The organism is Flavobacterium terrisoli, from assembly GCF_030167905.1.
Classification (GTDB): Bacteria; Bacteroidota; Bacteroidia; order Flavobacteriales; family Flavobacteriaceae; genus Flavobacterium; species Flavobacterium terrisoli.
Map to the genome: position 1 here is coordinate 19130 of NZ_JARGNA010000008.1, position 23970 is coordinate 43099.

The 23970-nt window shown below is 36.0% G+C and carries 23 protein-coding genes; 9 read left to right on the forward strand and 14 right to left on the reverse strand.

Features of this window, described 5'->3' with window-relative positions; all coding sequences use genetic code 11:
- Positions 1–80: 80 nt before the first annotated feature.
- Together P1K33_RS15370 and P1K33_RS11975 are read right to left on the reverse strand one after the other, a co-directional pair.
- Positions 81–407 (reverse strand): DUF6660 family protein, encoded by a 327-nt coding sequence (locus P1K33_RS15370; protein ID WP_350028977.1) that lies wholly within the window; start codon positions 405–407, stop codon positions 81–83.
- Between the two features lie 100 nt (positions 408–507).
- Positions 508–1386, reverse strand: a complete 879-nt coding sequence (locus tag P1K33_RS11975; protein WP_284653213.1) for a bestrophin family protein — start codon at positions 1384–1386, stop codon at positions 508–510.
- A gap of 1324 nt (positions 1387–2710) precedes the next feature.
- Between P1K33_RS11975 and P1K33_RS11980 the strand changes: the two genes are divergently transcribed.
- From P1K33_RS11980 to P1K33_RS11995, 4 genes are read left to right on the forward strand one after another with little or no spacing between them, the layout of a single operon-like run.
- Complete coding sequence (locus P1K33_RS11980; protein ID WP_284653214.1) at positions 2711–3130, forward strand: DUF6943 family protein; 420 nt, start codon at positions 2711–2713, stop codon at positions 3128–3130.
- Positions 3131–3151: 21 nt separating this feature from the next.
- A complete protein-coding gene (locus P1K33_RS11985) occupies positions 3152–3331 on the forward strand; it encodes a hypothetical protein (protein ID WP_284653215.1) in 180 nt (59 codons plus the stop codon).
- 16 nt (positions 3332–3347) lie between these two features.
- Complete coding sequence (locus P1K33_RS11990) at positions 3348–3701, forward strand: PcfK-like family protein (RefSeq protein WP_284653216.1); 354 nt, start codon at positions 3348–3350, stop codon at positions 3699–3701.
- 4 nt (positions 3702–3705) lie between these two features.
- A complete protein-coding gene (locus tag P1K33_RS11995; protein ID WP_284653217.1) occupies positions 3706–4995 on the forward strand; it encodes a PcfJ domain-containing protein in 1290 nt (429 codons plus the stop codon).
- Positions 4996–5214: 219 nt separating this feature from the next.
- On the opposite strand, the gene P1K33_RS12000 is transcribed toward P1K33_RS11995, so the two are convergent.
- The 4 genes from P1K33_RS12000 to P1K33_RS12015 are packed head-to-tail and all read right to left on the reverse strand — an operon-like array spanning position 5215 to position 7533.
- Positions 5215–5433 carry a hypothetical protein gene (locus P1K33_RS12000; RefSeq protein ID WP_284653218.1) on the reverse strand — a complete coding sequence of 73 codons (219 nt, stop codon included), beginning with the start codon at positions 5431–5433 and terminating at the stop codon, positions 5215–5217.
- A gap of 7 nt (positions 5434–5440) precedes the next feature.
- Positions 5441–6364: a hypothetical protein gene (locus P1K33_RS12005; protein ID WP_284653219.1), complete on the reverse strand. Its 924-nt coding sequence runs from the start codon at positions 6362–6364 to the stop codon at positions 5441–5443.
- A gap of 12 nt (positions 6365–6376) precedes the next feature.
- On the reverse strand, positions 6377–6772 hold the full coding sequence (locus P1K33_RS12010; RefSeq protein WP_284653220.1) for a DUF5675 family protein: 396 nt from the start codon (positions 6770–6772) through the stop codon (positions 6377–6379).
- A complete protein-coding gene (locus P1K33_RS12015) occupies positions 6772–7533 on the reverse strand; it encodes a hypothetical protein (RefSeq protein ID WP_284653221.1) in 762 nt (253 codons plus the stop codon). Before P1K33_RS12015 ends, P1K33_RS12010 begins: the two co-directional genes overlap by 1 nt.
- A 1108-nt stretch (positions 7534–8641) precedes the next feature.
- On the opposite strand from P1K33_RS12015, the gene P1K33_RS12020 reads away from it, so the two are divergent.
- Positions 8642–10981 carry a GAF domain-containing protein gene (locus P1K33_RS12020; protein ID WP_284653222.1) on the forward strand — a complete coding sequence of 780 codons (2340 nt, stop codon included), beginning with the start codon at positions 8642–8644 and terminating at the stop codon, positions 10979–10981.
- Here P1K33_RS12020 and P1K33_RS12025 read toward each other — a convergent pair.
- Positions 10962–12146, reverse strand: a complete 1185-nt coding sequence (locus P1K33_RS12025) for a Pycsar system effector family protein (RefSeq protein ID WP_284653223.1) — start codon at positions 12144–12146, stop codon at positions 10962–10964. The genes P1K33_RS12020 and P1K33_RS12025 overlap by 20 nt on opposite strands.
- A gap of 23 nt (positions 12147–12169) precedes the next feature.
- On the opposite strand from P1K33_RS12025, the gene P1K33_RS12030 reads away from it, so the two are divergent.
- Positions 12170–15877 carry a metallophosphoesterase gene (locus P1K33_RS12030; RefSeq protein WP_284653224.1) on the forward strand — a complete coding sequence of 1236 codons (3708 nt, stop codon included), beginning with the start codon at positions 12170–12172 and terminating at the stop codon, positions 15875–15877.
- Here P1K33_RS12030 and P1K33_RS12035 read toward each other — a convergent pair.
- The 6 genes from P1K33_RS12035 to P1K33_RS12060 form a co-directional block, all read right to left on the reverse strand.
- Positions 15860–16729, reverse strand: a complete 870-nt coding sequence (locus P1K33_RS12035; RefSeq protein ID WP_284653225.1) for a hypothetical protein — start codon at positions 16727–16729, stop codon at positions 15860–15862. The two genes, P1K33_RS12030 and P1K33_RS12035, sit on opposite strands and share 18 nt — an antisense overlap.
- A 435-nt stretch (positions 16730–17164) precedes the next feature.
- Positions 17165–19795 (reverse strand): multicopper oxidase domain-containing protein, encoded by a 2631-nt coding sequence (locus P1K33_RS12040; RefSeq protein ID WP_284653226.1) that lies wholly within the window; start codon positions 19793–19795, stop codon positions 17165–17167.
- 7 nt (positions 19796–19802) lie between these two features.
- Positions 19803–20054, reverse strand: coding sequence for a heavy metal-binding domain-containing protein (locus tag P1K33_RS12045; RefSeq protein WP_284653227.1), 252 nt, complete (start codon positions 20052–20054; stop codon positions 19803–19805).
- 30 nt (positions 20055–20084) lie between these two features.
- Positions 20085–20807: a heavy-metal-associated domain-containing protein gene (locus tag P1K33_RS12050; RefSeq protein WP_284653228.1), complete on the reverse strand. Its 723-nt coding sequence runs from the start codon at positions 20805–20807 to the stop codon at positions 20085–20087.
- 84 nt (positions 20808–20891) lie between these two features.
- A complete protein-coding gene (locus P1K33_RS12055) occupies positions 20892–21452 on the reverse strand; it encodes a helix-turn-helix domain-containing protein (RefSeq protein WP_284653229.1) in 561 nt (186 codons plus the stop codon).
- Positions 21452–21970 carry a DUF3347 domain-containing protein gene (locus tag P1K33_RS12060; RefSeq protein ID WP_284653230.1) on the reverse strand — a complete coding sequence of 173 codons (519 nt, stop codon included), beginning with the start codon at positions 21968–21970 and terminating at the stop codon, positions 21452–21454. The genes P1K33_RS12055 and P1K33_RS12060 overlap by 1 nt, the downstream gene beginning before the upstream one ends.
- 679 nt (positions 21971–22649) lie before the next feature.
- Between P1K33_RS12060 and P1K33_RS12065 the strand changes: the two genes are divergently transcribed.
- Both P1K33_RS12065 and trxA read left to right on the forward strand, forming a co-directional pair.
- Positions 22650–22853 carry a YgaP family membrane protein gene (locus P1K33_RS12065; protein WP_284653231.1) on the forward strand — a complete coding sequence of 68 codons (204 nt, stop codon included), beginning with the start codon at positions 22650–22652 and terminating at the stop codon, positions 22851–22853.
- A gap of 1 nt (position 22854) precedes the next feature.
- A complete protein-coding gene (gene trxA, locus P1K33_RS12070; protein WP_284653232.1) occupies positions 22855–23157 on the forward strand; it encodes a thioredoxin in 303 nt (100 codons plus the stop codon).
- 104 nt (positions 23158–23261) lie between these two features.
- Here trxA and P1K33_RS15375 read toward each other — a convergent pair whose 3' ends face one another.
- Positions 23262–23633, reverse strand: a complete 372-nt coding sequence (locus P1K33_RS15375) for an anion permease (protein WP_350028981.1) — start codon at positions 23631–23633, stop codon at positions 23262–23264.
- On the opposite strand from P1K33_RS15375, the gene P1K33_RS15380 reads away from it, so the two are divergent.
- Positions 23545–23799, forward strand: a complete 255-nt coding sequence (locus tag P1K33_RS15380; RefSeq protein ID WP_350028982.1) for a PfkB family carbohydrate kinase — start codon at positions 23545–23547, stop codon at positions 23797–23799. The two genes, P1K33_RS15375 and P1K33_RS15380, sit on opposite strands and share 89 nt — an antisense overlap.
- The last annotated feature ends 171 nt before the right edge of the window (positions 23800–23970 follow it).

Below are 23970 nucleotides of genomic sequence, written 5' to 3' on the forward strand. Positions count from 1 at the left end.
TTAGAAAAATCAGCAAATAGGACATTTGCCGCTGTTCGTGCTAGTGCACAATTTTCTAACCCGAAGTTACTCGGGCATCATTATACTATCTGAGGGGGTTGCCAAATGCTTCCGTAAAAATTGGAATAGATTGCGGAAGTGTATGTAGAATTTGAAGTCTTTATTTCTTCAAACGCTGTCTGAGGATCAAATGAGATTGTAGGAAAATAATTTAAAGTGATTTGGCCACAACAATTACAGATACAAAATGGTGAGCATAAATCTTTGTCTTTATTTTCAGAATGATCTTTCTTATGTTGTGTGTAAGAAACTGTGGAATGTACTGAACTATTGCTCTGGATATCAACACATGGTTTTGTGGATAGAGCAAGAATAATAATAGCTAGTATTTGGCATAAGTACTTCACGCAACAATATTAGTAAATATTTTAATACGATTATACTTTTTTATTTTTTTTAGGATATCTTAAGAAAAATTTTGTCTCAAGAGCATCTAAAAAAATAGTTTTACATTTCGTAGTACAACCCTTTATCAACTTTTGCTGGTACATCTTTTTCTCCCATCATCTGCCTGATATTTATTTCAATAGTCTGCGCTATTGAGGTCATTGGTGTATCCACGGGCAGATTTTCAAAAGGATCCTGCATAATTATTGCTGTCTTTTCCACAGCTATAAATACTAGAGGGATTATAATAGAAATTACAATCTCTGTGATAAACTGACTATGATCTAATCCGAAAGGTAATAATGCAGTAAAAGTATAAATCAAAGTATGTAGAATAATACTATAAGAACGTGGAAATACCGTATTTTTTATCCTTTCACATTTGCCCATACTATCGCAAAGTCTAGTTATTACATCATTTAGCTGGAACTGTTGAAACTCTGATATTTTGCCCTGCCTTACGAGTCTGTTTATTTGTTGTGAGTGTTCGTCTAAAATTGCGTTAGGTAAATTTGCTGCTCCAATTTTATGTAGCATTAAATATTCATCAACTTTTTGGGAATAAGGCAGTTTTCTTAATGTTTCTCCCAATAGATGAACCCAAATTATCTGCCGTTCAGCAATTTTTTTTTGCTCATCAGTATCATCGGGAAGAAATTGTATAACGTTTCTAATAAGTGTGCGGCTGTCATTAACTATGGCACCCCAAACAATTCTTGCCTCCCACCACCTTTCATAAGATTGTGATGTCCTGAATGCTAACAAGACTGAAACAACTGTTCCCATCAAAGCCAAAATACTTAATGGAATATTTATTCCTGTAAATTCCTCACGAATATGAAGAAATCCGATGATTAATGCAAATATTACAACATACAAGATTTGCCATTTAATGAGTTTTATAAAATATAGAATCGATATTCTTCGGTTTAATAACATTTACTTTATTTTTATTTCACATTCTTTTATAATGCGGTTCATCTGAAATGGCTTTTGCTATTTAATTTTCCGTCGCTTTTGTTTTATCATTATATGATGGATAATCCTGGTACCATTAATGGTCTTTACTCATTCTTTAGTCCCAAAGGATTAATTGAAAATTATTCCGATTGGGAAGACAATATGGGTAAATGCAGAAGGTTATGTAAAACCCTGAATTGGTATTAGGTATACTTATACGAAAATATATTTTTTTCTTTATAGCTATCAATTCGAGAGATATTTTTTTTAATATTTTATAGCAAGTTGAATGAAATGAGATAACTATCGCTCATAATTGCCACTTCTAGCCAACGCTCCTAAAAAAATTACCGTCACAATTATTGATACAATAATGCGTACACTGCGTGACTTGCGCCGGTAATTTTTTCTCCCAAGCTTCTTTACATAATGTGGCATTATAGCTCTAAAGAGACTATAATAACATTATGTAAAAAAGCCGCGCACCCCACAAGCGGTAAGTATTTGCATTGCTTTTGTAAGTGCTGCAAATGGCTTAGAACTTCAGTTAGATTGCCTATTGATAAAGCCATTTGCAGCACCCACAAAACCAAATACCCGGCAACAGTATCATTTTTTATTTGCCACGACATCCCACACATTGCTTAGCGGCAGCAAATGCCAGTTCATTTATAATTAATTGGAACTAATCTTCAGCATCTGCTACCACAAAAGCAATCAGAAAATCATTATTAAGCAAATAAAAAATGATACACTTGCCCGCACTGCTGCCCCGTCGCACTCGGTAGTAACATGCATTGTTTTTTGAAGATGCTTTCCATTTTCACAGCATAAACTATTTGTAATTGAAACTCTCAATTCACAATCGCCTTTAAGCATCCTCAAAAAATCAAATCCAAGAAAGAGTGTGAAATTGCAGGGCTTGATAAAAAGACATTTTGATTGTAGCATTTGATATTTTATCAAGCCCTGCAATTTCACACCCTTTTCAAGACAATCCCGATTATTTATCAAAATAAAAAAGAGATAAAAAAGAGAGCAAAACTAAGCTCCGGGTATTCAAAAAAGCAAGTTCAAGCCCTGCGGGTTTTGAAAAAAATCTCCACCCAAACCTTTCCAAAACAACTCCTGTTTTCAGCATAAAATACCCGATTCTACAGAACGTATCGGGTAGTATTTTTTTCAAAAAACTTGCTTTTTTGAAACCCTCCACTTCAACAAACGGCTTTCTTTTTTCTCTTTTTTTCTTTTGAAAAATTTATGTGCGAAGCGTAGCGAAGCACATCCACTTTAAGCCGAAGCCATGAAGAACTACATTATTAAAACCCACAAAAAAGACACTAACTACGCCAAACCACATCTTTTCATTCTTAACAAAGGAATGAACAGCGGTAAGCCCCAAAAAGAGCCATTCACAAACAGTTTCGTTGTCATTTTCGAGAATGAGAACGACTGCGAAAGCATTTTTTGGATAACCTACAGCCTTTGGCAGTCCAAATTTTGGCACCGAAACCTCGTTGGGTCTGTAATTCCATTTTTGCGAATCAATGATTTCATAAAAGAATTTTCTAAAAAAGCCGATGAAATGTTGAGCGATTTCGAAGAGCATCAAAAAAATGTTCAGGCACTCCGCTTACTCGAAGCAAAGGCAACTCAATTTAATCAAAACCTCAATTTAATCAGTGATATGCGAAGAATCATTCTCCATCGCTATTGCAAATAATCAACATTTAAAAATTGAATTATGACACTATTTATTCTCTACCAAACAGACATCTGGAAAACTAAATCTTCACGGGTTTATTTCGGAGTATTCGATTGCAGACAAAAAGCATTGGATTGTGCAAAATACCATGATTTGTATGCACACAATTCAAAAGTAGTAATTGAAGAAGTTACCCTAAATCAATGTTCAGAAAATTAACCAAATAATATAAGCCATGAAAGAAACAACAGACCCATTTAAAGAAGCAATTTTAAATCATTTGCAAGAATTAGCAAATAATGATGCCTTGTTTGCCAAAACATTTAGCAAGCCATACAAAAATATTGATGATTGTGCTACATACATTCTGAGCGAAGTAAAGAAAAGCCAAAGAAACGGCTTTGCTGATGAAGAAATTTTCAATATGGCAATTCATTATTACGATGAAGAAACAGTTGAAATAGGAAAGCCAATATCAGCCAAAGTAATAGTCAATCGTTCAATTGCTGCACCGGCACGTACAAATGATACTCCAAAATCAACAACTAAAAACGTTGATGCTAATCAAACTTCATTATTCAAACTCTAACGCTATGAAACCAAAAACTGCGCTCGAAATAAAAATAGTTGAGTTGAGTAGGAACTTACCTCAAATAACACAACAGCAAAATGAATTAGCATTTACAAAATGCTTTGATAACTACGCGGTACAATCAAGAAAAAGCATCTTCTGTCTTGAATGTGGTCACAATTGGAAAGTTTCAGATACCACCAAACTTAAGAAAGTCACTTGTAAAAAATGCTCTAAAACGTTAGTTATAACTGAGAATTACAACAACGGACTAAAAGAAACAGATTACTACCAAATAATTACAACGGCTGATAAATTTCAGATTGTTAGAATGGTTTGCATCAGCAAAACCATGAGAAAGAATTGTCAATGTTCTCATTTTGCTCATGAAGTGATGCAGATATTCATTGATGGAAAAGGAAAAACCCGGACAATGTCAAAAAATGTAATGGGCTTATCCCACTATTATGACCAATGGATTGTCAGCAGTGAGCTATCCCTTAAATCTAATGACAACAATCGCAGATTCTCTTTAATACCAAGCTTTATTCAGCCAAACAAAAAAGTGTCGCCAATTGTGAAAAGGAATGGTTTTAAAGGTAAGTTCTTTGGTATTGCACCTCAAATATTGTTTAAGGTAATTCTATCCGATAGTATCGCTGAAACCTTGCTAAAAGCAAATCAACACGATATGCTGTATTATCATATTAGAAATACAAGTTTAAAATCCACAGGAATTTATTGGAATGCAATAAAAATATCCATCAGAAACAACTACCAAATTAAAGATGCAAAACTTTGGATTGATTACATTGATTTGCTTCAATATTTCATGAAAGACATTAGAAGCCCAAAATATGTTTGTCCCTTAGATTTAAAAAAGGCACATGATAAATTGATGGCTAAAAAGATAAAAGAAATTTGGAAAGGTACAGTTGAGGAAAACAAAAAGCAAATTGATAAAAACCAAAAGCATTACTTCAAAGCTAAGAAGCAATTCTTCGGATTGGTTTTTTCAGAAAAAAACATTTCAATAAACGTGATTGAAACAATAAAGGAATTTTTAGAAGAGGGCTGTATTCACAATCATTGTGTATTCACAAATGAATACTACAAAAAACAAAATTCACTAATTCTTTCAGCAAAAGTAAATGGTGTACATGCTGAAACAATTCAAATTTCTCTTGAAAACCTTGAGATACTTCAATCGCGGGGAAAAGGCAATAAAGCAACTAAGTATAATAAAGAAATTATTAAGCTAGTCAGCAAAAACCTTCCCCACATTCGGGCAAGAATGAAAACAGCTTGTTAATAAAAAAAGCCAAGTCGCAAGACCTGGCTTTCATTTTGTAAATCAATTATATTAATTTACTTTTTGTGCTTCTTAATAATACTTTTGAGTACTAACGAAATTGTAAAACTGACTATAGCTCCAACAGATGCTAATACAACAGTTTTCAAAACATCTGCCGATTGAATATTGGGTATAATACTCAAAAATGTCCCTCCGGCAGTACCCATTAAAGTATGATTATTTGTTTGCATTACTTTCAATCGTTGTTAATTGGCTTACTGCTGAGGCAACACCTCCGGCAACAACCAAATAGCCACCAACCGAAGTTACAATAACTGGTAAAGCAATTGGCGCTGCCAAAATAGTCCCACCAATAGCTGCCAACACCAAACCAACATTTCGAAGCACTTTAAAAAATTTCGGAGTGGGAGCTTGTGCTCTCTTAACAAGTTTCATGATACTGCTAATTTAAATTTGCGGTGAGGTAACAAGGAGGTTCACTAATTTCTCCAATTGTTCCATTAGAACCTCTGCCGCCAGTATCATCATCTGTGTCGTCATCGTAATCGCCACCTGTCGATGTTCCTGTTCCGTTTCTCCCTCCTGTATCAAAGACACAACCACGTTTGGGAATATATACTAAATCATATTCCACAACTGTTTCGCCATCATCGAACATTGCATACTCACCGCCTGAATTGCGCCCTCCAATATCAGAAGTTATATATTGACCTGTGCCCGCGTCGGTTCCCGTTCCACGACCTCCAATGTCGTTAGGATCATTTACCTCGCCAGTGCCAGAAGAAGTACCTTTACCACCGCCTCCAGTTTCACTGAGATAAGCAAACGTGCAATAGGTAGTAGAAAAATTGCTGAAAGGTAAAGTAGGGACATCTTGTCTTCCTCCAATGTCAAGTAAACCTCCACTGCTGTCTCTGCCATCGGTATCTAAACAATATTCCCCTACGGGTGGTCTGTTACCACCAATGCCCGGTCTTCCGATAATTACACCTCCGTTACCTCCAATATCAAAGGGGTCATCATCATCGTTGACCTGACCAGTATCGGAGGAAGTTCCACGTCCTCCAATGTCAAATGCAAACATACATTGAGTTTCTTTAGATGACAATGTAAAAGGTAATGTTATAGGGGGCTTTGTAGTGGAACTTCCTCCTCCGGTATCAAGATTCTCAGACACCAAATTAGTTAATAGTGTTGGTGTCGGTCGCTGATTGCCTCCAATGTCGAGCAAACCTCCTGTATCAGGTGTTTTGCTGCCGCCAATGGTAATAGTTGTTGTCGACTGTGAATAGCCGATGAATGTTCCTAGAACAGCAATTAAAAGAAACAACCCTTGTTTCAGTTTATTTAAAAAATTTGTTTTCATGATAATAAAAAATTAAGATTTGATAATGATTAAAACTCGTTGCTTTTCATCCAAAGCTTTATAAACAATCGTTTTGAGCTTGGCAAAAGCTTTTCGGGATAGTAGACCTAAACCGGCTCCCGAAATTTTTGTAATCGGTGCGATGCAGCCATTCAATTCTTTCAAAGCATTATTGGCAGGATGAAACAGAATTAGACTTCTGTTTTTTACTTCTATTAGTTCCAAATGCCATTTGAACTTTTTGCTGAATCGCTTTCTTATAAAATATTTCCCTTCCGGAATGCAGGAAACCTTCGTTTCGTTGTTCTTCCAAGGCAATTCAATTGTGTTGCAAATCACTTTGCCCTCGCATTCGAGTTTGCCATTAGTTCCATCAGGGAAATAAGTTCTGGTGAGTAATAAAACCATTACACACCGCTGTCAACTTTAGCAATTGATAATGGGTTGAAAGCACCATTTTTAAGTGGGTACATTTGACCATTAACTTCTTGGTAAAATTCAATTCCTAATGCAAGGAATAACGGTTTAGTGCTCGCAGCTGTAACCTGATTGGTTTGTGCAATCGCAACTGTCGCCACAGCATCCCAAGGTAGAATAGCTGTTTCTGAATGTTGCTCAATAAAGGTTTCCGCCTCGAAGTCAATTTCTGCACCTGCCGAAATAATTTTGTAATGCGTCGTCCCACTTGGAGCCGCTATCATGTTAACAGGCACAAACGGTGGAATATCCACAGTAATTTCACCACTAACACGGTCTATAGCACCAGTGTAGGGAGCATAAAGACTAGTGCCCAGCTTACCTCTAATGTTGAACTCAAAGCCCAATAACAATTCAGCTTCACCGTCAATCACATTTCGCAGACCTCTCTCACTAACCAAGTCAGCTTGAATAACTTTGACCATTTCTCGGGTAAGTCGACTTACCATTCTACCATCAGCAGAATTCAATAGCAAAGCTCTCAACGCGGTTCTAAGTAATTTTCCGGCCTTCCCAGCCCGTCCAAATTCAGAACCGTTTTCACGAGTTCTTTGAAATGCAGGATCACTTTCAATCCTACTTTTTTCGATACCTCCTTTCTCGCGGGCTAGGTGCCCGTCTTGAGAAGTTTTGTAAAAGGTAATACCTCCGATAGTACCTTTCAGTTTAATTATGCCTTTCTGTCTTGCCATAATTTCTAAAACTTTTGATTAATACTAATTTTCACAACTCACATCATTTCGTCAATCGTTGCAACATTTTCGTGAATGAATAATCAAAGATTCCGGCATTAGCCTGACATTTCAAAGGGTGACTGTCACATCCCAACAATAATTGACTATAAGTACCAATAATCACCTATTGTAATTCCGGAAAATAGTATAGATTTGCAGTTATAGTTGAGGTATGCTTACTGCATACCAAAGGCATAGTTAAAGTATCAAATGTGAAAAATGGGAGCAAGCAGCATTAGAGTGTGCATGTACCCGAAAGACGTTCAACGAATCATGGGTAAAGAATATACCCAGGCCAGAAGATATTTAAAGAAGATTAAGGAGCATCTGAATAAAGAAGATCATCAATATATTTCAGTTGAAGAATTTTGCAGGTATTCCGGTCTACCGTTAGAAGAAGTGCAGCGTTGTATGTTGTAGGGTTTTAAAAGTAAATTTGTCGTTTACAACCTTTTTAAAACCTAATCTAACCAGTTCAATAAGTAGTACAAAAAATGAACTTATACTTGTACATATGGGAGAAACGCCGTATATTTGATTAACAATTTTACGTTCTCTATCACACCCGAGACAGTGACCTATTTAGTGACCTGCCAACTACGACTACAGCGAATACCTTAAAATACTAGCATACAGAACGAGGTTCGAATCCCTCTTTCTCCGCAAAGGAAAACCGATTAGGAAACTAATCGGTTTTTTTATTTTATAGCCGCGTCAAAAGCGCGCTTTTGAAAGTGGATAAAAAATAAAAAAACTAACGGCTTGAAAAGCCGTTATGGTTTTCTTTTGCAAGGTTCTCCCCTCTGGGAACACCGAAGGTAATCCTGATAATTAATTGACGTGGATGTTATCTGATATTATGTAATGTTATTTACTGTTAAACAAGACTTAAAAATCATATTTCTATTCAGAGCCCAAGAAAAAATGGTTTGGATGTATTCTTCGTTTTTAGCTAATAATGACTAAGCCAAAAAAGACCATTTCTTAAAAAAATCAAACCACTTCAACTTCAATTGCCAGTTTTCAAATATTGGCTTATCTTTATCGGTATAATCAATTGGTCAAAATGAAAAGAAAATTAGAACAATATGAAACCCCTTTTATTACACAAATTTCATTTCACAAACTGATTGAAACATTAGAATCCATTGCTGTTTCCAATGTAGATTACCGAGCCAATTATGCTAAGGCACTCCTAAAAGAGATTGAGAAATTACCCCAATTCAGGACCGGGATACAAGATTTATCATTGATAGAAGAACACCAAGACTTAATCAAAAACCTTCTTGCTGATTTATTTCCAACGGCATTAACGCATAACGAAATTAAAGCTGTTGCGATTCCGTTTCACAACATCACCTTCAACTATACCGAAAGATTTAAAAAGATTCTCAATGCTGCTGGTGTCGATTTTGACATGAACATCAGGGACTTTGAAGACGACCTTTTTTACATCATGAATTGTTGCCTGATTCTAAATGACCATTACCAGCAAAGCATTGATTTTACCAATCCATTATTTTATGATATTCCCGACAGTAATGGAATTATGAAACATTATCGCATTTTATACAATGCCGATTTTATCGAAATCATACCAACAGAAAAAGCAATTCAACTGACACAGGAAGAAATCGATTATCTGATCGATAATTTTGACGATATTACTATTTGGAAAAAGAAATTTCCACAAGGGAGTTGGATACTGAAAGGTTTTGGAATAGTTCAACTTTATGACGCGACTACTGAAAGTTCGGTGTCAACCCTTAAAACCAATTTGTTAAAAGCCACCGACAACCATGATGAGGAATTGGAAGAAGATTTTCAATCCATTTTTAGGTCTATATTCAGAATCCCGGATTTAAAAATAGGTTTGACCATTTTTGACCCTGAAGAAAAAAAATTTATTCGTCCTAATGCCAGTAAAAAGAACATTCCAAGTCTTATCCTTGACGAAGCGGAAGAAGCGGAATGTGGTAAAAAATTATACGATTGCTTCTTCAACTGTGTCATTAAAGAACACCAAACCTTTATTATTTCTAACGTCGATTTTTTTGGAGAAAAAAAATCGAATGAGACTTTTGCTCTTCATCTGAAAAGTCAAGGCATTCAAAGCTGTATTATGGCACCGGTGGTGAAAGACGATGAACTGTTGGGCGTTTTCGAATTGGCTTCAGGAAAACCAAGAGCACTCAATAGTATTAATGCCAACAAACTGGATTTGATATTGCCCTATTTGGTCGATACGATGAGCCGTTACCGACTCGATTTACAAAACCAAATTGAAGCCGTTATCCAAAAAGAATATACCGCAATCCATTCGAGTGTGTATTGGAAATTCCGAAGAGAAGCACAAAAATATATCCGAACCGCATTTCAGTCCAAAGAATATGTCTTTAAAGAAATTGTCTTTAAAGAAGTGTATCCTTTGTTTGGGGAAATAGATATTAAAGGTTCGTCAGAACATAGGAACGAAACTGTAAAACTGGATTTAAAAAAACAGTTGGATTCTTTGATTGCTATTATTGAAAATCAGGAATCAAAAGCTAATTTGATGATTTTGGAGCAACGGAAATTTGAACTGAATTCATTTAGAACTGAATTGGATTTGCCTTTAAAAGCCGATACGGAACAAATCATGCAGCGTTATATTGAAAGTGAAATTCATCCCATCATCAATGCGGATAGCGCTTCGGAAGAAAGCAAAATATTAATAGAAAAATATTTTGGCAAAATTGACGAAAAGACCGGAATGTTCTATCAGGCACGAAAGAAATTCGACAATACACTGACAAAAATCAACAAAAAACTGGCTTCCATTTTAGACGAAAAACAATTGGAGGCACAGCAGATTTTCCCGCATTATTACGAACGATTCAAAACCGATGGCGTAGAACACAATCTCTACATAGGTGCTTCGATTGCACCGGACAAATCTTTTGACAAAATTTACCTCAACAACCTGCGACTTTGGCAATTGCAAACGATGTGTGAAATGGAATTAGAACACCATAAATTAAAAGAGTCTCTACCCTATCATTTGGAAGTTACTTCGCTGATTTTGGTCTTCAGTTCCCCTATTTCAATTCGTTTCCGTATGGATGAAAAACGTTTTGACGTTGACGGGACATACAATGCCAGATATGAAGTCGTAAAAAAACGAATCGATAAAGCTTTTATTAAAGGAACCCGTGAACGCATTACCGAAAAGGAGAAAATAACCATAGTTTATTCTCACGCCAGTGAGAAAAAAGAGTACATGGATTATATCAAATACCTGCAGTTTAAGGAAATATTGGAACCTAAAGTAGAACAATTTGAAGTAGAAGAACTCCAAGGAGTATCAGGTTTAAAAGGTATCCGGGTAAAAGTAGCGCATCAAAACATTATATCGGAGCATGCCTGAAAGCAATGACAAAAGCAATTACCGAAACAATGATTCCAATCATAAAAATGTTATAGGTAATGCGCAGTAAGCGGTATTTTCGTTCGAGCACCAAACCTAAATAATACAGGTCTTTGATCATCGAATTGTGCAAATACTCTCTGTCTTTCAACAACTCATTCACTGCCCATTGGTATTCTTCGAAAGGCATTTTAAAGAAATTGCCAAAGAACAACAAATTTACTTTTTTATCTTCAATATCTTGGCGTGTAAACTTGCCCGAAGTCACTTTTGGTTTGGTTGACAATATGGCAAAAATGATAGAAACCACACTGAAAAATACCATGATAAATGTTGGTATAATCAAATGTACATTGCCCGGACTGTCCAATTTTGGTACTATCGTCGACAATGCAATGGAAATAATAATCGCATTCACCGACAGTAATATATTTGCTTTGCTATCGGCAATCTCACTCAAACGAATATGATTCGTTAGGGTGATTTTGAACATGGTGTCAATACTACGATCAGGTCTTTCTTCCTTGTCTTTTTGCTTTTTTGTTTTTGCTGGTGTTTCCATAATATTGTTTTCAAGTTGGTTGATTCTTTTTCGAATCTTTTGAATGTTCTTTTCCTTTTGGGGTTGCCAATGTAACAGCGCATAATCACTTAAAAACCGATGGTGATTCGTGAGAAAATTTAAATTTTCTTTTGCCCATTCCAAATCGGTAAAATCTGTGTTTAGTGTCATTTTCAATTCTTGTTTTAAGAACTCAGCGCTCAAGAGATAATCTTTCTCGGCCAAATGGAAATAATCGGCATCACGAATGATATTTTCCAAAGCATTTACTGGCGTATGACCTTTTATGGTGGCATTAATCAGAGAAGTAATTGTGGCTATGTCTTCTGCTTTATAGTTTCTCTCCTGAAGAAATTTTTCCGCAATGACGACACTTCCGGCTTCATGCTTTTCACAACCGTTTGTATATCCGGTATCATGAAACCAAGCAGCTAGCAGCAACAATTCAAGTTCATGCTCGCTAACCTTTTGCCCGTAGGCTATGGTCTTAACCGCATTAACTACCGATAAAGTATGGTTAAAATTATGGTACAAAAATGAATCAGATAACTTATCTTTGAATAATTTGTAGACAAAATCTTCAGCTTGTTCTATAATCGTCATTGGCAAAAGTAAAAATCCAAGTTATGAAATTGTTTTGTATCAACAGTGCTACAAGCAAATATTGTAAACTTTTTGTCGTAGTAAGCGTCTTTGTTTTACTGCAATCTTGTGCTACGCATCAGCCACAATACAACAAAAATAATAATAAATCGGTTACGACAGAAGCAACAGACTCCACAAATGCAGTCCATACTTTTTACCTCATTGGCGATGCCGGTAATGCCGAAATGGATAGTACCATCATTACGTTGAAAAGCTTAAAAAAGAAGCTTGATAAATCAAATAAAAATGCTACCCTATTGTTTTTAGGGGATAATATTTATCCCGCAGGACTTCCAAAAAAGGAAGATTCTGAAAGAAAACTTGCGGAACATCGGCTTGACGTACAGCTTAATATTGCTGAAAATTTCAAAGGCAAGACCGTCTTTATACCCGGAAATCACGATTGGTACAATAATGGCCTTGACGGATTAAAAAGACAGCAAGAATACGTTGAAAAAAAACTGGGAAAGAAATCATTTTTACCCAAAGATGGCTGTTCCATTGAGTCAATCAATATAAATGAGGAGATCATCTTAATTATCGTTGATTCGCAATGGTATATTACCAATTGGGACAATCATCCGACCATTAACGAAGATTGTGAAATAAAGACAAGAACACAGTTTTTAGAAGAATTCAGAAGTGAAATAAAAAAAGCCAGAGGAAAAACAACTATCGTAGCCATACATCATCCTATGTTTAGCAATGGTGCCCATGGTGGAAAATATGACTTTAAAAGTCATTTACAACCGATACCCATCTTGGGAACATTAAAAAATCTACTTCGTAAAACAACAGGGATCAGTAATGCCGATTTACAAAACATTCATTACAACGAATTAAAAAGAAATTTGGTTGCCGCCGCCCAGCATAACGAAAAAGTGATTTTTGTTTCCGGTCACGAACATAATTTGCAATATATAGTAGAAGAAAATATCCCTCAAATCATCAGCGGAAGCGGTTCTAAAAAAACAGCGGTTAAAAATACCGGTAATGGCCAATATTCACATGGTGAAAATGGCTTTGCTGTTCTGAAGATTTATGCTGATGGCTCCTCAAAAGTAAAATTCATCAATGCTCAAACCGAGAATACTGAATTTGAAACCAAAATATTTGGGGCTGATCACAACAAAATAAAATATGAATATCAAAAGGTGTTTCCCGATTCGATAAAGACCTCCATCTATACCGAAAAAGAGACAACCAAGAGTAAATTTTACAGCTTTTTATGGGGTAAACGGTTCCGTCAATATTACAGTACGCCAATAACAGCAAAAGTGGTTGACTTAGACACATTGCAAGGCGGTTTAACACCGCTTAGAAAAGGAGGCGGAACACAATCCAGGGCATTGCGTTTAACCACTAAAGACGGCAGACAATTTGTAATGAGAGCCATGAAAAAGAATGCTTCTCAATACATTCAGGCTTCCATGTTTAAAGACCAATATGTTCAAAAACAATTTGAAAATACGGCTTCGGAAAACCTGGTTAAAGATGTATTTACAGGCTCTTATCCTTATGCGCCTTTTGTGGTTGGCACTTTATCCGATGCGATTGGAGTGAATCGATTAAATTCAAAATTATATTATATCCCTAAACAAAAAGCGTTGGGCGAATTCAACAGTGAATTTGGAGATGAATTGTACCTTTTTGAAGAACAGGCGTCCGATGGAAACCTATTGCTTAGCGAGCCAAACTTCACCGGCAATATTATCAGCACCAACGAAGTATTGTTGGAAACCCAATCTGATGAAAGTAAAATCGTAGATGAAAAAACCTATCTCAGAGCCCGATTATTTGATATGCTAATTGGCGATTGGGATCGGCATCAGGACCAATGGCGATGGTTAGAATTTAAAGAAAATGCAAAGACCATCTATAAACCACTGCCAAGAGACAGGGACCAACCCTTTTCAAGAATGTCAGATGGATTTCTTTTAGGCGCAGCGGTTCGTTTGATACCGGCAGCAAAACTACTCCGCAAATACGAGGATGATTTGAAAGATGTAAAGGGATTTAATACAGAACCATTTCCGTTAGATATCGCTTTTATCAAACAATCCGGTAAAGAAGACTGGGACGAGCAGGTAAAGTTTATTCAAAATAATATTACTGAAGAAGTCATTGAAAAGGCATTTGATAATGTTCCGAATGAAGTAAAGGATCAAACGGTTGTTGAAATCAAAAATATGCTCAAAAACAGAAAAGACAATTTACAAAAGATTGCCGACCGTTATTTTAATTTGGTAAATAAAACCGCAGTAATTACCGGAACCGTAAAAGATGACTTTTTTAAAATTTCCTGCCTCGAAAATGGAAGTGTAACGATAAACGGTTTCAGAAAGAAAAAAGATGGGCTTCCAGAAGCTTTTCATTCTAAAACTTATGATCCTAAAGTAACCTGTGAAATTTGGATTTATGGCTTAGACGATAAAGACTCTTTTGAAGTGACGGGGAAAAGCAAAAAAATTAAAATTCGGTTGATTGGAGGGCAAAATAATGATGATTTCAAAATAGAAAAGGGGCAAAACATTGTTATATATGACTATAAATCAAAGCAAAATGACATTACCAATGCTAAAAAAGCAACATTAAAGTTGCAAGACAGTTACGAGGTCAATGTTTATGACTATAAAAAAATCAAAAACAACATCAACCAGATAATTCCAATCATCGGCGCTAATCCGGATGATGGTTTTAAAATTGGCATAAATAATCTATATACCAGATATGGTTTTGAACTAAACCCTTTTAGTAGTCAACACCAAGTTAAAGCCGCTTATTATTTTGCTACCAATGGTTATGAATTGACATACAGATTGGAAGTAGCAAAGATTTTCAAACATCTTAACCTTGAAGTAACCACCGGACTGCAAAGTCCTAATTTTTCCCAAAACTTTTTTGGATACGGGAATGAAACGGACAATCCTGATGATGATTTAGGAATGGATTACAACAGAATTAGAGTAAGGTCTTATAATTTCATACCAAGCTTAAAATGGAGAAGCAAATCAGGTAGCAGTGTCAATTTTGGTATTACATACGAAAGTATCGAAGTTCAGAACACACAAGGCAGATTTGTTGAAAACAACCCACAGTTGCCAACGTATCTTTTTGATGAAGTAGAATTTATAGGTACCAGTATGACTTTCGATTTTGAAAATTATGACAGTAAAACCTATCCTACATTGGGAATGAAGACGGCCATCAGTATTGGTTATAAATCAAGTTTAGAAGAGGATAACAGCTATGGCTATATTATACCCGAAATAAGTATTACGCACAAATTGAATCCGTCTGGCAAGCTCGTGCTGGCTACCAAATTGAAAAGCCATATTAATATTGGAAACGATTTCGAATTTTACCAAGCCGCTTCAATTGGTGGAATAGATGGATTAAGAGGATTTAGAAACCAACGTTTTACGGGCAATCGATCCTTCTACCAAAATACTGATTTACGTTACAGTTTTAGCAGCATGAAAACCAGAATAATACCCATAAAAATTGGCCTATATGGTGGCTTTGATTACGGGAGAATTTGGTTAAAAGGGGAAGATTCCGATAAATGGAACAACTCTTATGGTGGTGGCTTTTTTATTAATGGCGTAGAAACGGTAAATGCAAATCTGGGCTTATTTAATTCCACAGATGGTATTAGAATTGCCTTTGGCCTAGGGTTTGGCTTTTAAACTTTCCAAACTGACTTCATATACATTACCACCGGTTTTTTTATCCTTCTCATCTGCAATCAAAAGTGTCTTATTGTCTTTAAAACACACGGCTTCCTTTTGAGAATAGTGGTTTAATTCTAGTACCGAAATCTTAGCGTTTAAAAAATCATCCTCATTAAAATCTTCAAACAACCAAACTTTACTATGGCTCAACAAAACAAATTTGGAACCATCCGGACTGATTGCTGCCCCAGTTATGGCACTATCATTAAACGCATCACCAGTTTTATATTTGCCTAATAATTCCGCTGCATGACTCCCTCTCTTATTAGGCACTTTATAAATCAAACAAGTGCCATCATAGTCTTTGCTTCTGTTTTTGGTAAACAGATAAAAGAAGCCATTTAGTTCAAAAAAAGCTTCACAATCATACAATAACTCTTTTTTAGTCGGCGGAAATTCGGTTTGCTCGGGATAGTAAAACGAAACTTTATATTGAGGTGCTATGGTTTCATTTTGAGCTACTGACGGATTGATTTTATAAATACACAAATCCTTTCTGTTATTGTCATTATTTCCAAAATCACCTAAAAATAAATTGCCTTGATTATCTGAAGCCAAATCTTCCCAATCGGTATTCTCGGCATTGATTAATAATTCTTTTAGTTGTTTTCCATTAAAATCAACTTCGTACACTGAGTTCTTGTTGCCACTATCTTCAATTACATAGAAGGAAGTGTTATTTTGAGCCAATTGTAAACCCGAAACCTCGTGTAATTTTTTTGGAAATACTAGAACATTTACAATATCAGAATTCTTATCCTGACAGCTAAATAAACATAATCCTATCAATATTATAAAGTTTTTCATATTTAAAGAATATTATACAAAATTACATATTTCTTGCCGGAGTAATTAAATTAACTCGTTAATGCGTTACTGCTGGTTATCCACCGATCCTAAAAAATACCGTGACAGTTATTGGTCAATAACCTGTACACTTCTTGACTTGCTCCGGTTATTTTTCAATATTGTTTTATAAAGCAATAATTATATTATAAAATAATCATAAATGAGAATCCTAATACCAAATTTCGTATGTTTACATTGCTTATTACAAAGTAATATAATGTAGTTGCCCTATAGGTGCACCTATCAAAATCAATCTTTGTCAAGCTCAGTAAATACTGATATTATTTAAAGATACCCGGAGCCTCTTTCTCCGCTAAAAAAAAGCCTCGTTATTCAGGGCTTTTTTTATTTTGGTTGACAATTCTTGCTTATTTACATTCAAAAAAGGGTCTTTTAATAATTAAGCATTACCCCAACTCCAAAATCCATATCACTATCATAATGGGCTCGTGCGCTGATGTTTTTATCAAAAATATAGCGCAAGTCAACCATATATTCACGATCAGTATTTACCATAAAACCTGCTCTAATTCTTGGTGATATTGGAATATCTTCACGCATCAACTGTAAACGCACATTTCCATCATGGTATAACTCACCTTGAAGGATAACAAGCATTGGCAAAGTGTAGGCTGCACCTATGCTGAATTGAGCCCGTTTGTCTTTTGTGTTTTTCTGCCCAAACAGGTTTTCCTCAGTCTCCCCCATTTCCATTTTCCTGTACCTCAAATCAAACCCAATAAATGGCATGAACCATTGATTCCGACCTATGTATCGCCCTATGTGGGTTTCAGATTCATATCCATGCATATCATTATACCCTAAACGCCATTCAGAGCCTATACTCCAACGGGTATTTGCTAACATTGCCATCCCATCGTTTCCATTTGTAGCGAAATCATTTTCTGCCATAAAATGAAATTCCCGGTCATCTGAATTTAATTTTCGGCGGGCGAATTTAGCATTAGGTAATTCAGGGTTTTTAGGTGAGTTTTCATAACTGAAAACGCGCCCCATTCCGCTCATCATGTGATAAAGGATGTGGCAATGAAAAAACCAATCACCGCCCGGCTCAGTTGCAGCAAATTCTATTGTATCACGTTCCATTGGCATGATGTCGATGATGTTTTTCATTGGTGCATAATCCCCCTGAGAATTTACCACGCGAAAGTCATGTCCGTGTAAGTGCATAGGATGTCGCATCATACTGTTGTTAAATAAAACGATACGCAAATTTTGTCCTTTTTTAATCAGGATCTTGTCCGTTTCTGAAACCACTTTATTATCCAGGCTCCAAACGTAGCGGTTCATGTTTCCTGTTAGTTCAAATTTTAATTCCCGCCACTCGCCATTAGGTAATGTTGTCTTCTCACGCGCACGCAGCATTTCATAATTCAGTGTAACTATGTCTTTAGGTATTGCATCCATGTTGTGTCCTGCATGATTGTTTTCTGTTTCCTCTTTTTTGGCTTTCTTTTTTTCTTCACCGGTTATTTCAGGATACATGACAGTATTCATGTCCATGATTTGGTTTTGCATTTTCATCCCGTCCATTTCAACCATATTGCCGTTCATGTCCATCATGTCATTCATCATTTTCATCCCTTCAAAATATTTAAGTCGGGGCATTTTCCCTGCTGAAACTTTTTCACCACTTCCAAGCCATAAAGAAGCCGATTTTGTACGGTCTTCGGGTGTGACTAAAAATTCAAAGCTTTTATTGTCGGGAATAGTAACTACCACATCATAAGTTTCCGATACTGCAATTAACAGACGGTCAACGGCAACAGGTTCGACCTCATTACCATCTGTTGCTACTACCGTTATTTTACCTCCTGCATAATTGAGCCAAAAATAATCGGATGCACCACCATTGGCAATCCGAAGCCTTACTTTATCGCCTGCTTTAAACTGTGGGTGTTCGTCCTGATTTTTACCATTAATCAGAAAATTTTCGTAATATACATCGCTTACATCCATTGCTGTCATGCGTTTCCATTCGTTGGTAACCTTAGTGCCAAAATGCCCTGATGCAATCGCTTCTGTATAGCTTTGTGTAGTCCCTTTTTTTATAGCAAACCAATCATTGGCATTTTTTAATCTGCGATGCACTTCCTCAGGTTTCATATCTGTCCATTCGCTCAGTAGCACAGGAATAGTCGGAATATCCCATTCTTCCCGTTTATTCATGATGAACATGCCATACATTCCAATCTGCTCCTGCAAACCGCTATGGCTGTGATACCAATGTGTACCATGTTGGATAATAGGAAACTTGTATAAATACTCCGCTCCTGGCTTAATTGGCATTTGTGTCATATAAGGCACGCCATCCATTTGATTAGGAAGAAATAGGCCGTGCCAATGAAGTGATGTTTCTTCTTTTAGATGATTATAAACATGGATCTCTGCCGTATCACCTTCAGTAAATGTCAACGTAGGCATTGGTATTTGTCCGTTAACCGCAATTGCCCTTTTCTTCTTTTTGCCATACATTACAACAGTATCGCGGATATGCAAATCGTAGCGCACAGTACGAGGTGGTTGCGCCGCTTTAACTGTTTTGATTTTACCCAAATTCTTTTTGGCAAGACTGATACTAGCGCTCAAATCATCCGTTGGCATATCCATCCGTTCCATTTCATGATGCTCATGATCCTCTGGCATAACTGCTTTAGTTTCATCAGTTGAAACCGTTTTTTTATCCTGTACTATTAATTTCATCCCACACCTAGGGCAGTTTCCCGGCTTATCTGAAACAATTTCCGGGTGCATAGGACAAGTGTATTTTGCCACAGTTTCCTCATTTTCAGGAACATTTGGGTTGCTTTTGGGTTTTACTGCCTTAACGGTTTTCGGTTTAGCCTTTGTCTTTTCCTTAACCAAATTCATTCCACATTTAGGACATTTGCCGGGTTTGGGTGAATGTACTTCGGGATGCATTGGGCAAGTATAACTAACTGACTGCGCCTGTGACAGTGAAGGAAGCATAATGAGGAAAAATATTAAAAATGCCTTTCTCATAATCCTATTACTTTACAGGTTCAGTCAATGCCATTCCACACTTTGGGCATTCAGAGCCTTTTTCTCCTTTTACTTCGGGATGCATCGGGCAAGAATATAGTTGTACAACCGACTTGTTTTCCGCAGTGCTGTCAGCAACCTTTTCAGTTGTTTCGGTTTTCTGTGATTCAATAGGTGCGGTACTTTCCGGTTTACTGCTTTTTGAATTACAAGCGGTTAATGAAAGTATGATAAATGATAAGATGATTAGATTTTTCATAATGATATGTTTTAATTTTTAAATATTTGTTTAAAGCATAGCCACAAGCATTACGCCACTCATAGCTATCATAAGTGCATCTTCAATGATGGTAACCTTACTCATTGGCAGGTTAAATACTGCACCAAGACAAGCACACTGAATTTGTTTTTTATTTAATACCGATTGCAATACGCCAATAATGCTTACTGACATCACAATAAATGTTGTCACATTGGTTACAAGCGGGTTAAAATCAATGAGGTTTGCAATACCCAATCCCAATTCAACAAAAGCATATAGATAGGCCCAAACAGGGATTTTACGGGCAACTACATCATACATCACATAACTCTCTGCAAATCCTTTAAGATTGAGCATCTTGAAAAAAGAAAAAACTAAAAAGAAACCTGCCATAAAATGCCTCATCCATTGCATAAGATTGAAACTGTCATTTTGCGTTTGAACAAGCAACGTGATAGCAGTAATGTAAGTGAAAATGGTTAAAATTGGCTTGTAGGTTACAAACCAACTTTTAGCCTGTTCTACTGTTTCGTTATGCTCAATAGCCGAAATGTGATAACGGCTTTCATCGCCACCTAATGCTTTTTGAAAGTCTGAAAGTGCAACGTGTTTGTCCATAGTGACTGTTGCAGTATTAGTGTCTTTCGATACCTCAACAGATGAAACATTTTCGATTGTCATTAAAGCGGATTTTACTTTTGCTTCACAGCTTCCACATGTCATTCCCGTAACCTGATAAGTGTGTGTCATGATATTTGTTTTTGATTTACAAGACAAAGTTCCAAATTGTCCAAATGAAAGAGTTGTACAATTTTGGATGAATTTTGTAAAGTTTTACAAATCTTCAATTTGCTTTCGCTTTCGGTCCTTGAGGTTTTTAAAGTAAGTTGGGCTAAACCCTGTTACTTTCCTGAACTGATTGCTTAAATAAGCCACACTGCTATAATTTAGCTGATAGGCAATTTCGCTTAATGATAATTCATCATAAGTAAGTAATTCTTTGACTTTCTCAATTTTCTGTGCAATTAGATATTTCTCGATGGTTGTTCCCTCAACTTCAGAAAATAAATTACTGAGTGCACTATATTCCTGACCAATTTCAGAGGAAAGGTATTGCGAAAGGTTAGTTTTCAAATCGTTGTCCCGCGAATGTACTAATTCGATGATGAGGCTTTTAATCCGCTCGATGATTTTACTTTTTTTATCATCGATGAGTTCAAATCCCAATGCATATAAATTGGCTGCCAGCGTGTCTTTAAGAGCTGCATCAATTGGGTGTTGCAATTCCACCTCACCCAACTCAACAGAAAGCGTTTTAACTCCCAATTTTTCGAGTTCAGAAGCGACGACCATTTTGCAACGCCGGCAGACCATATTTTTGATGTAAAGTATCATTACTGTATTGTTTCAACCGTTTTGCCGCAGCTGATCATCTGTGAACCATAATAGGGGTTTTTAATTGACTTTTCCTTGCTTAGCCAATTCGCTCCTTTACCACCATTTGCCATTGGGCAAAATTGATAATATACCGGCGTTTCTGTTTTAGATACTTTTAGGAGTTTATAAATAGCCGTTGAAAGGGTTACAAAATGGTCCCGTTGATGCTTTGCATCACGGGTATTGGAAATATGTTCCACATCTTCCGCTAAATCATTCTGAACTTTCATCCAAACGGTATGTTGCTCAGAGGTCAGTTTCTCCATATTAACATTTTTTATGACGGAAGTCAGTTCATTTGCTTTTTCAGCTGCTGATTTTCCATTAGTGCTTACTAATGCCTCTTTTATCTCAAAGTACTTTTCAAATACAACAGAAAGCTCATTTTGTGATTGGTTGGTTTGCGTATTAGCAATGCAGATATTTATAGACAACAATGCAAATATTGCTGTCACTATTTTAGAAAGTGATTTCATGATACTTTTATTAAATTATACAATTAAAAAACGGAAGCTATAGCTTCCAACTGGGCGTACCTGTGGCTATTGTGCAATTAGGACAAGCTTATTTTAGGTATGAGCCAAACTGTATAAAATCCCGCAGAAAGTCGGGATTGCGTATAATAAAATGAAGCTTTTTCAGTCGAAAAAACTATTTGGTTAGTATAAATTGAAAAGGCTGGGCTATTATTTAGCACTGTGTATACTATTGGATTAACACAAGAAGAATGCCCACATTTGCCGTTGCATCCTTTATGCTCCCCATTTTCATGATTTCTGCAGGACTCATCGCAACAATCTTTTTCTTTGGTTTCAGATATTTCTTTTTTACACGAATTTTTTCCATTACAGGCAAACGCGCTATTTTGCGGCAAACAAAATGCAAAAAGAATAAATAATATGAAATATCTAATTTTCATAGAGTACAAAGTTATTTAATTTTTAAATAAAAATTATAAGGTTACGTTAAACAATTCCCAGGCTCAAAATCAGACCGCAAGATGATTGCAATAATATATTAATAAAGTTATCATTATGCCTCCAACATATTCAAGATTATATATGAAAAATAAATGATGGTATATGATAAATATCACACTCTTTCAAAATGGAATAATATAACTTTGATTTCATAATCAAGAAAAAAGTTATTATTATGAAAAAAAACATGGGTTCTTTAGACAAAAAACTACGGGTATCCTTCGCTATAGTGCTTGCTTTTTTATATTTTACAGATACCCTAAAAGGCATTTTTGCAATACTGGCTTTAGTCATTGCTATCCTTTTAGTATTAACCAGTTTCATAAGTTTTTGTCCTATTTATACGTTATTTGGTTTAAATACTACTAATAAAGATTGATATGAATGCGAGCTTTAACCAAATAATAAATGCTGAAAAACCGGTCTTAATCGATTTTTATGCTACCTGGTGTGGGCCCTGTAAAATGCTTAGTCCTGTTTTGAAAGAAGTAAAAGACAGTTTGGGTGACCGCGTCTCTATTATTAAAATAGATGTGGATAAAAATCAAGGAATAGCTTCCTCTTATCAAGTCAGAGGTGTTCCAACAATGATGCTGTTTCAGAATGGTAAACAGCTCTGGAGGCAGTCTGGGGTTTTATCAAAGGATGAAATCATTCAAATGATATTGGAAAAGTCCAATTAAGAGCTGTGGCATTTATGGGAGCATTGCAGTCCTTACAGGCTTGCAAGTAGATAAGATCTGTCAATAATCCTGTTTTTACTTCTTTTTCATTACGTTGAAAAAATCTACAATTCAAGCGCCATTACCATAGAAAGAAAAAGCCAACAAAAAACAGTGATTATCATTATACAAATCACATTTAGCACTAGTCCTGTTCTCATCATGTTTTGAATTTTGATGTGTCCTTTAGCAAAAACTATCGCATTAGATGGTGTACCCATAGGGAACATAGAAGCACAACTCGCACCCAAAGTCATCGGAATTTCCAATAGCAAAGGATCAACATTTAATACTAACGCCAATGAGCTGACCACAGGAGAAAGGATAATAACTAATGCCAGGTTACTGATTACTTCACTTAAAAATACGGCGATAATGGTTACCAAAGAGAAAACGTATGCTTTAAAGCCGCCAAAAGTTATTGTAAAAAGCACCATTGGAGCTGGCGATAGTATGCTGGCCGGACTTGTTTTTGGTTTAGCAAATGGTGAAAGTCACGAAAGCGCTTTACATTATGGTATCGCTTGTGGAACAGCAACAACCATGAATTTGGGTTCAGAGCTTTGCAAAAAAAAGATGTTGAAATATTACTTAAAATTCTAAAAGTAACTTAAGTATTATTCTCCATGCTCCTAAAAAATAAGCTCAACCTGAGTGCCATCGAAGGGTTAAAATCAAGAGTATATTTCTGTGCAAGATTTTGAAATCTTTCAATCGAAGGATTTACATATTAACAACCCGACGATATCAAAAGCTATTTAAAACATTTTCGGC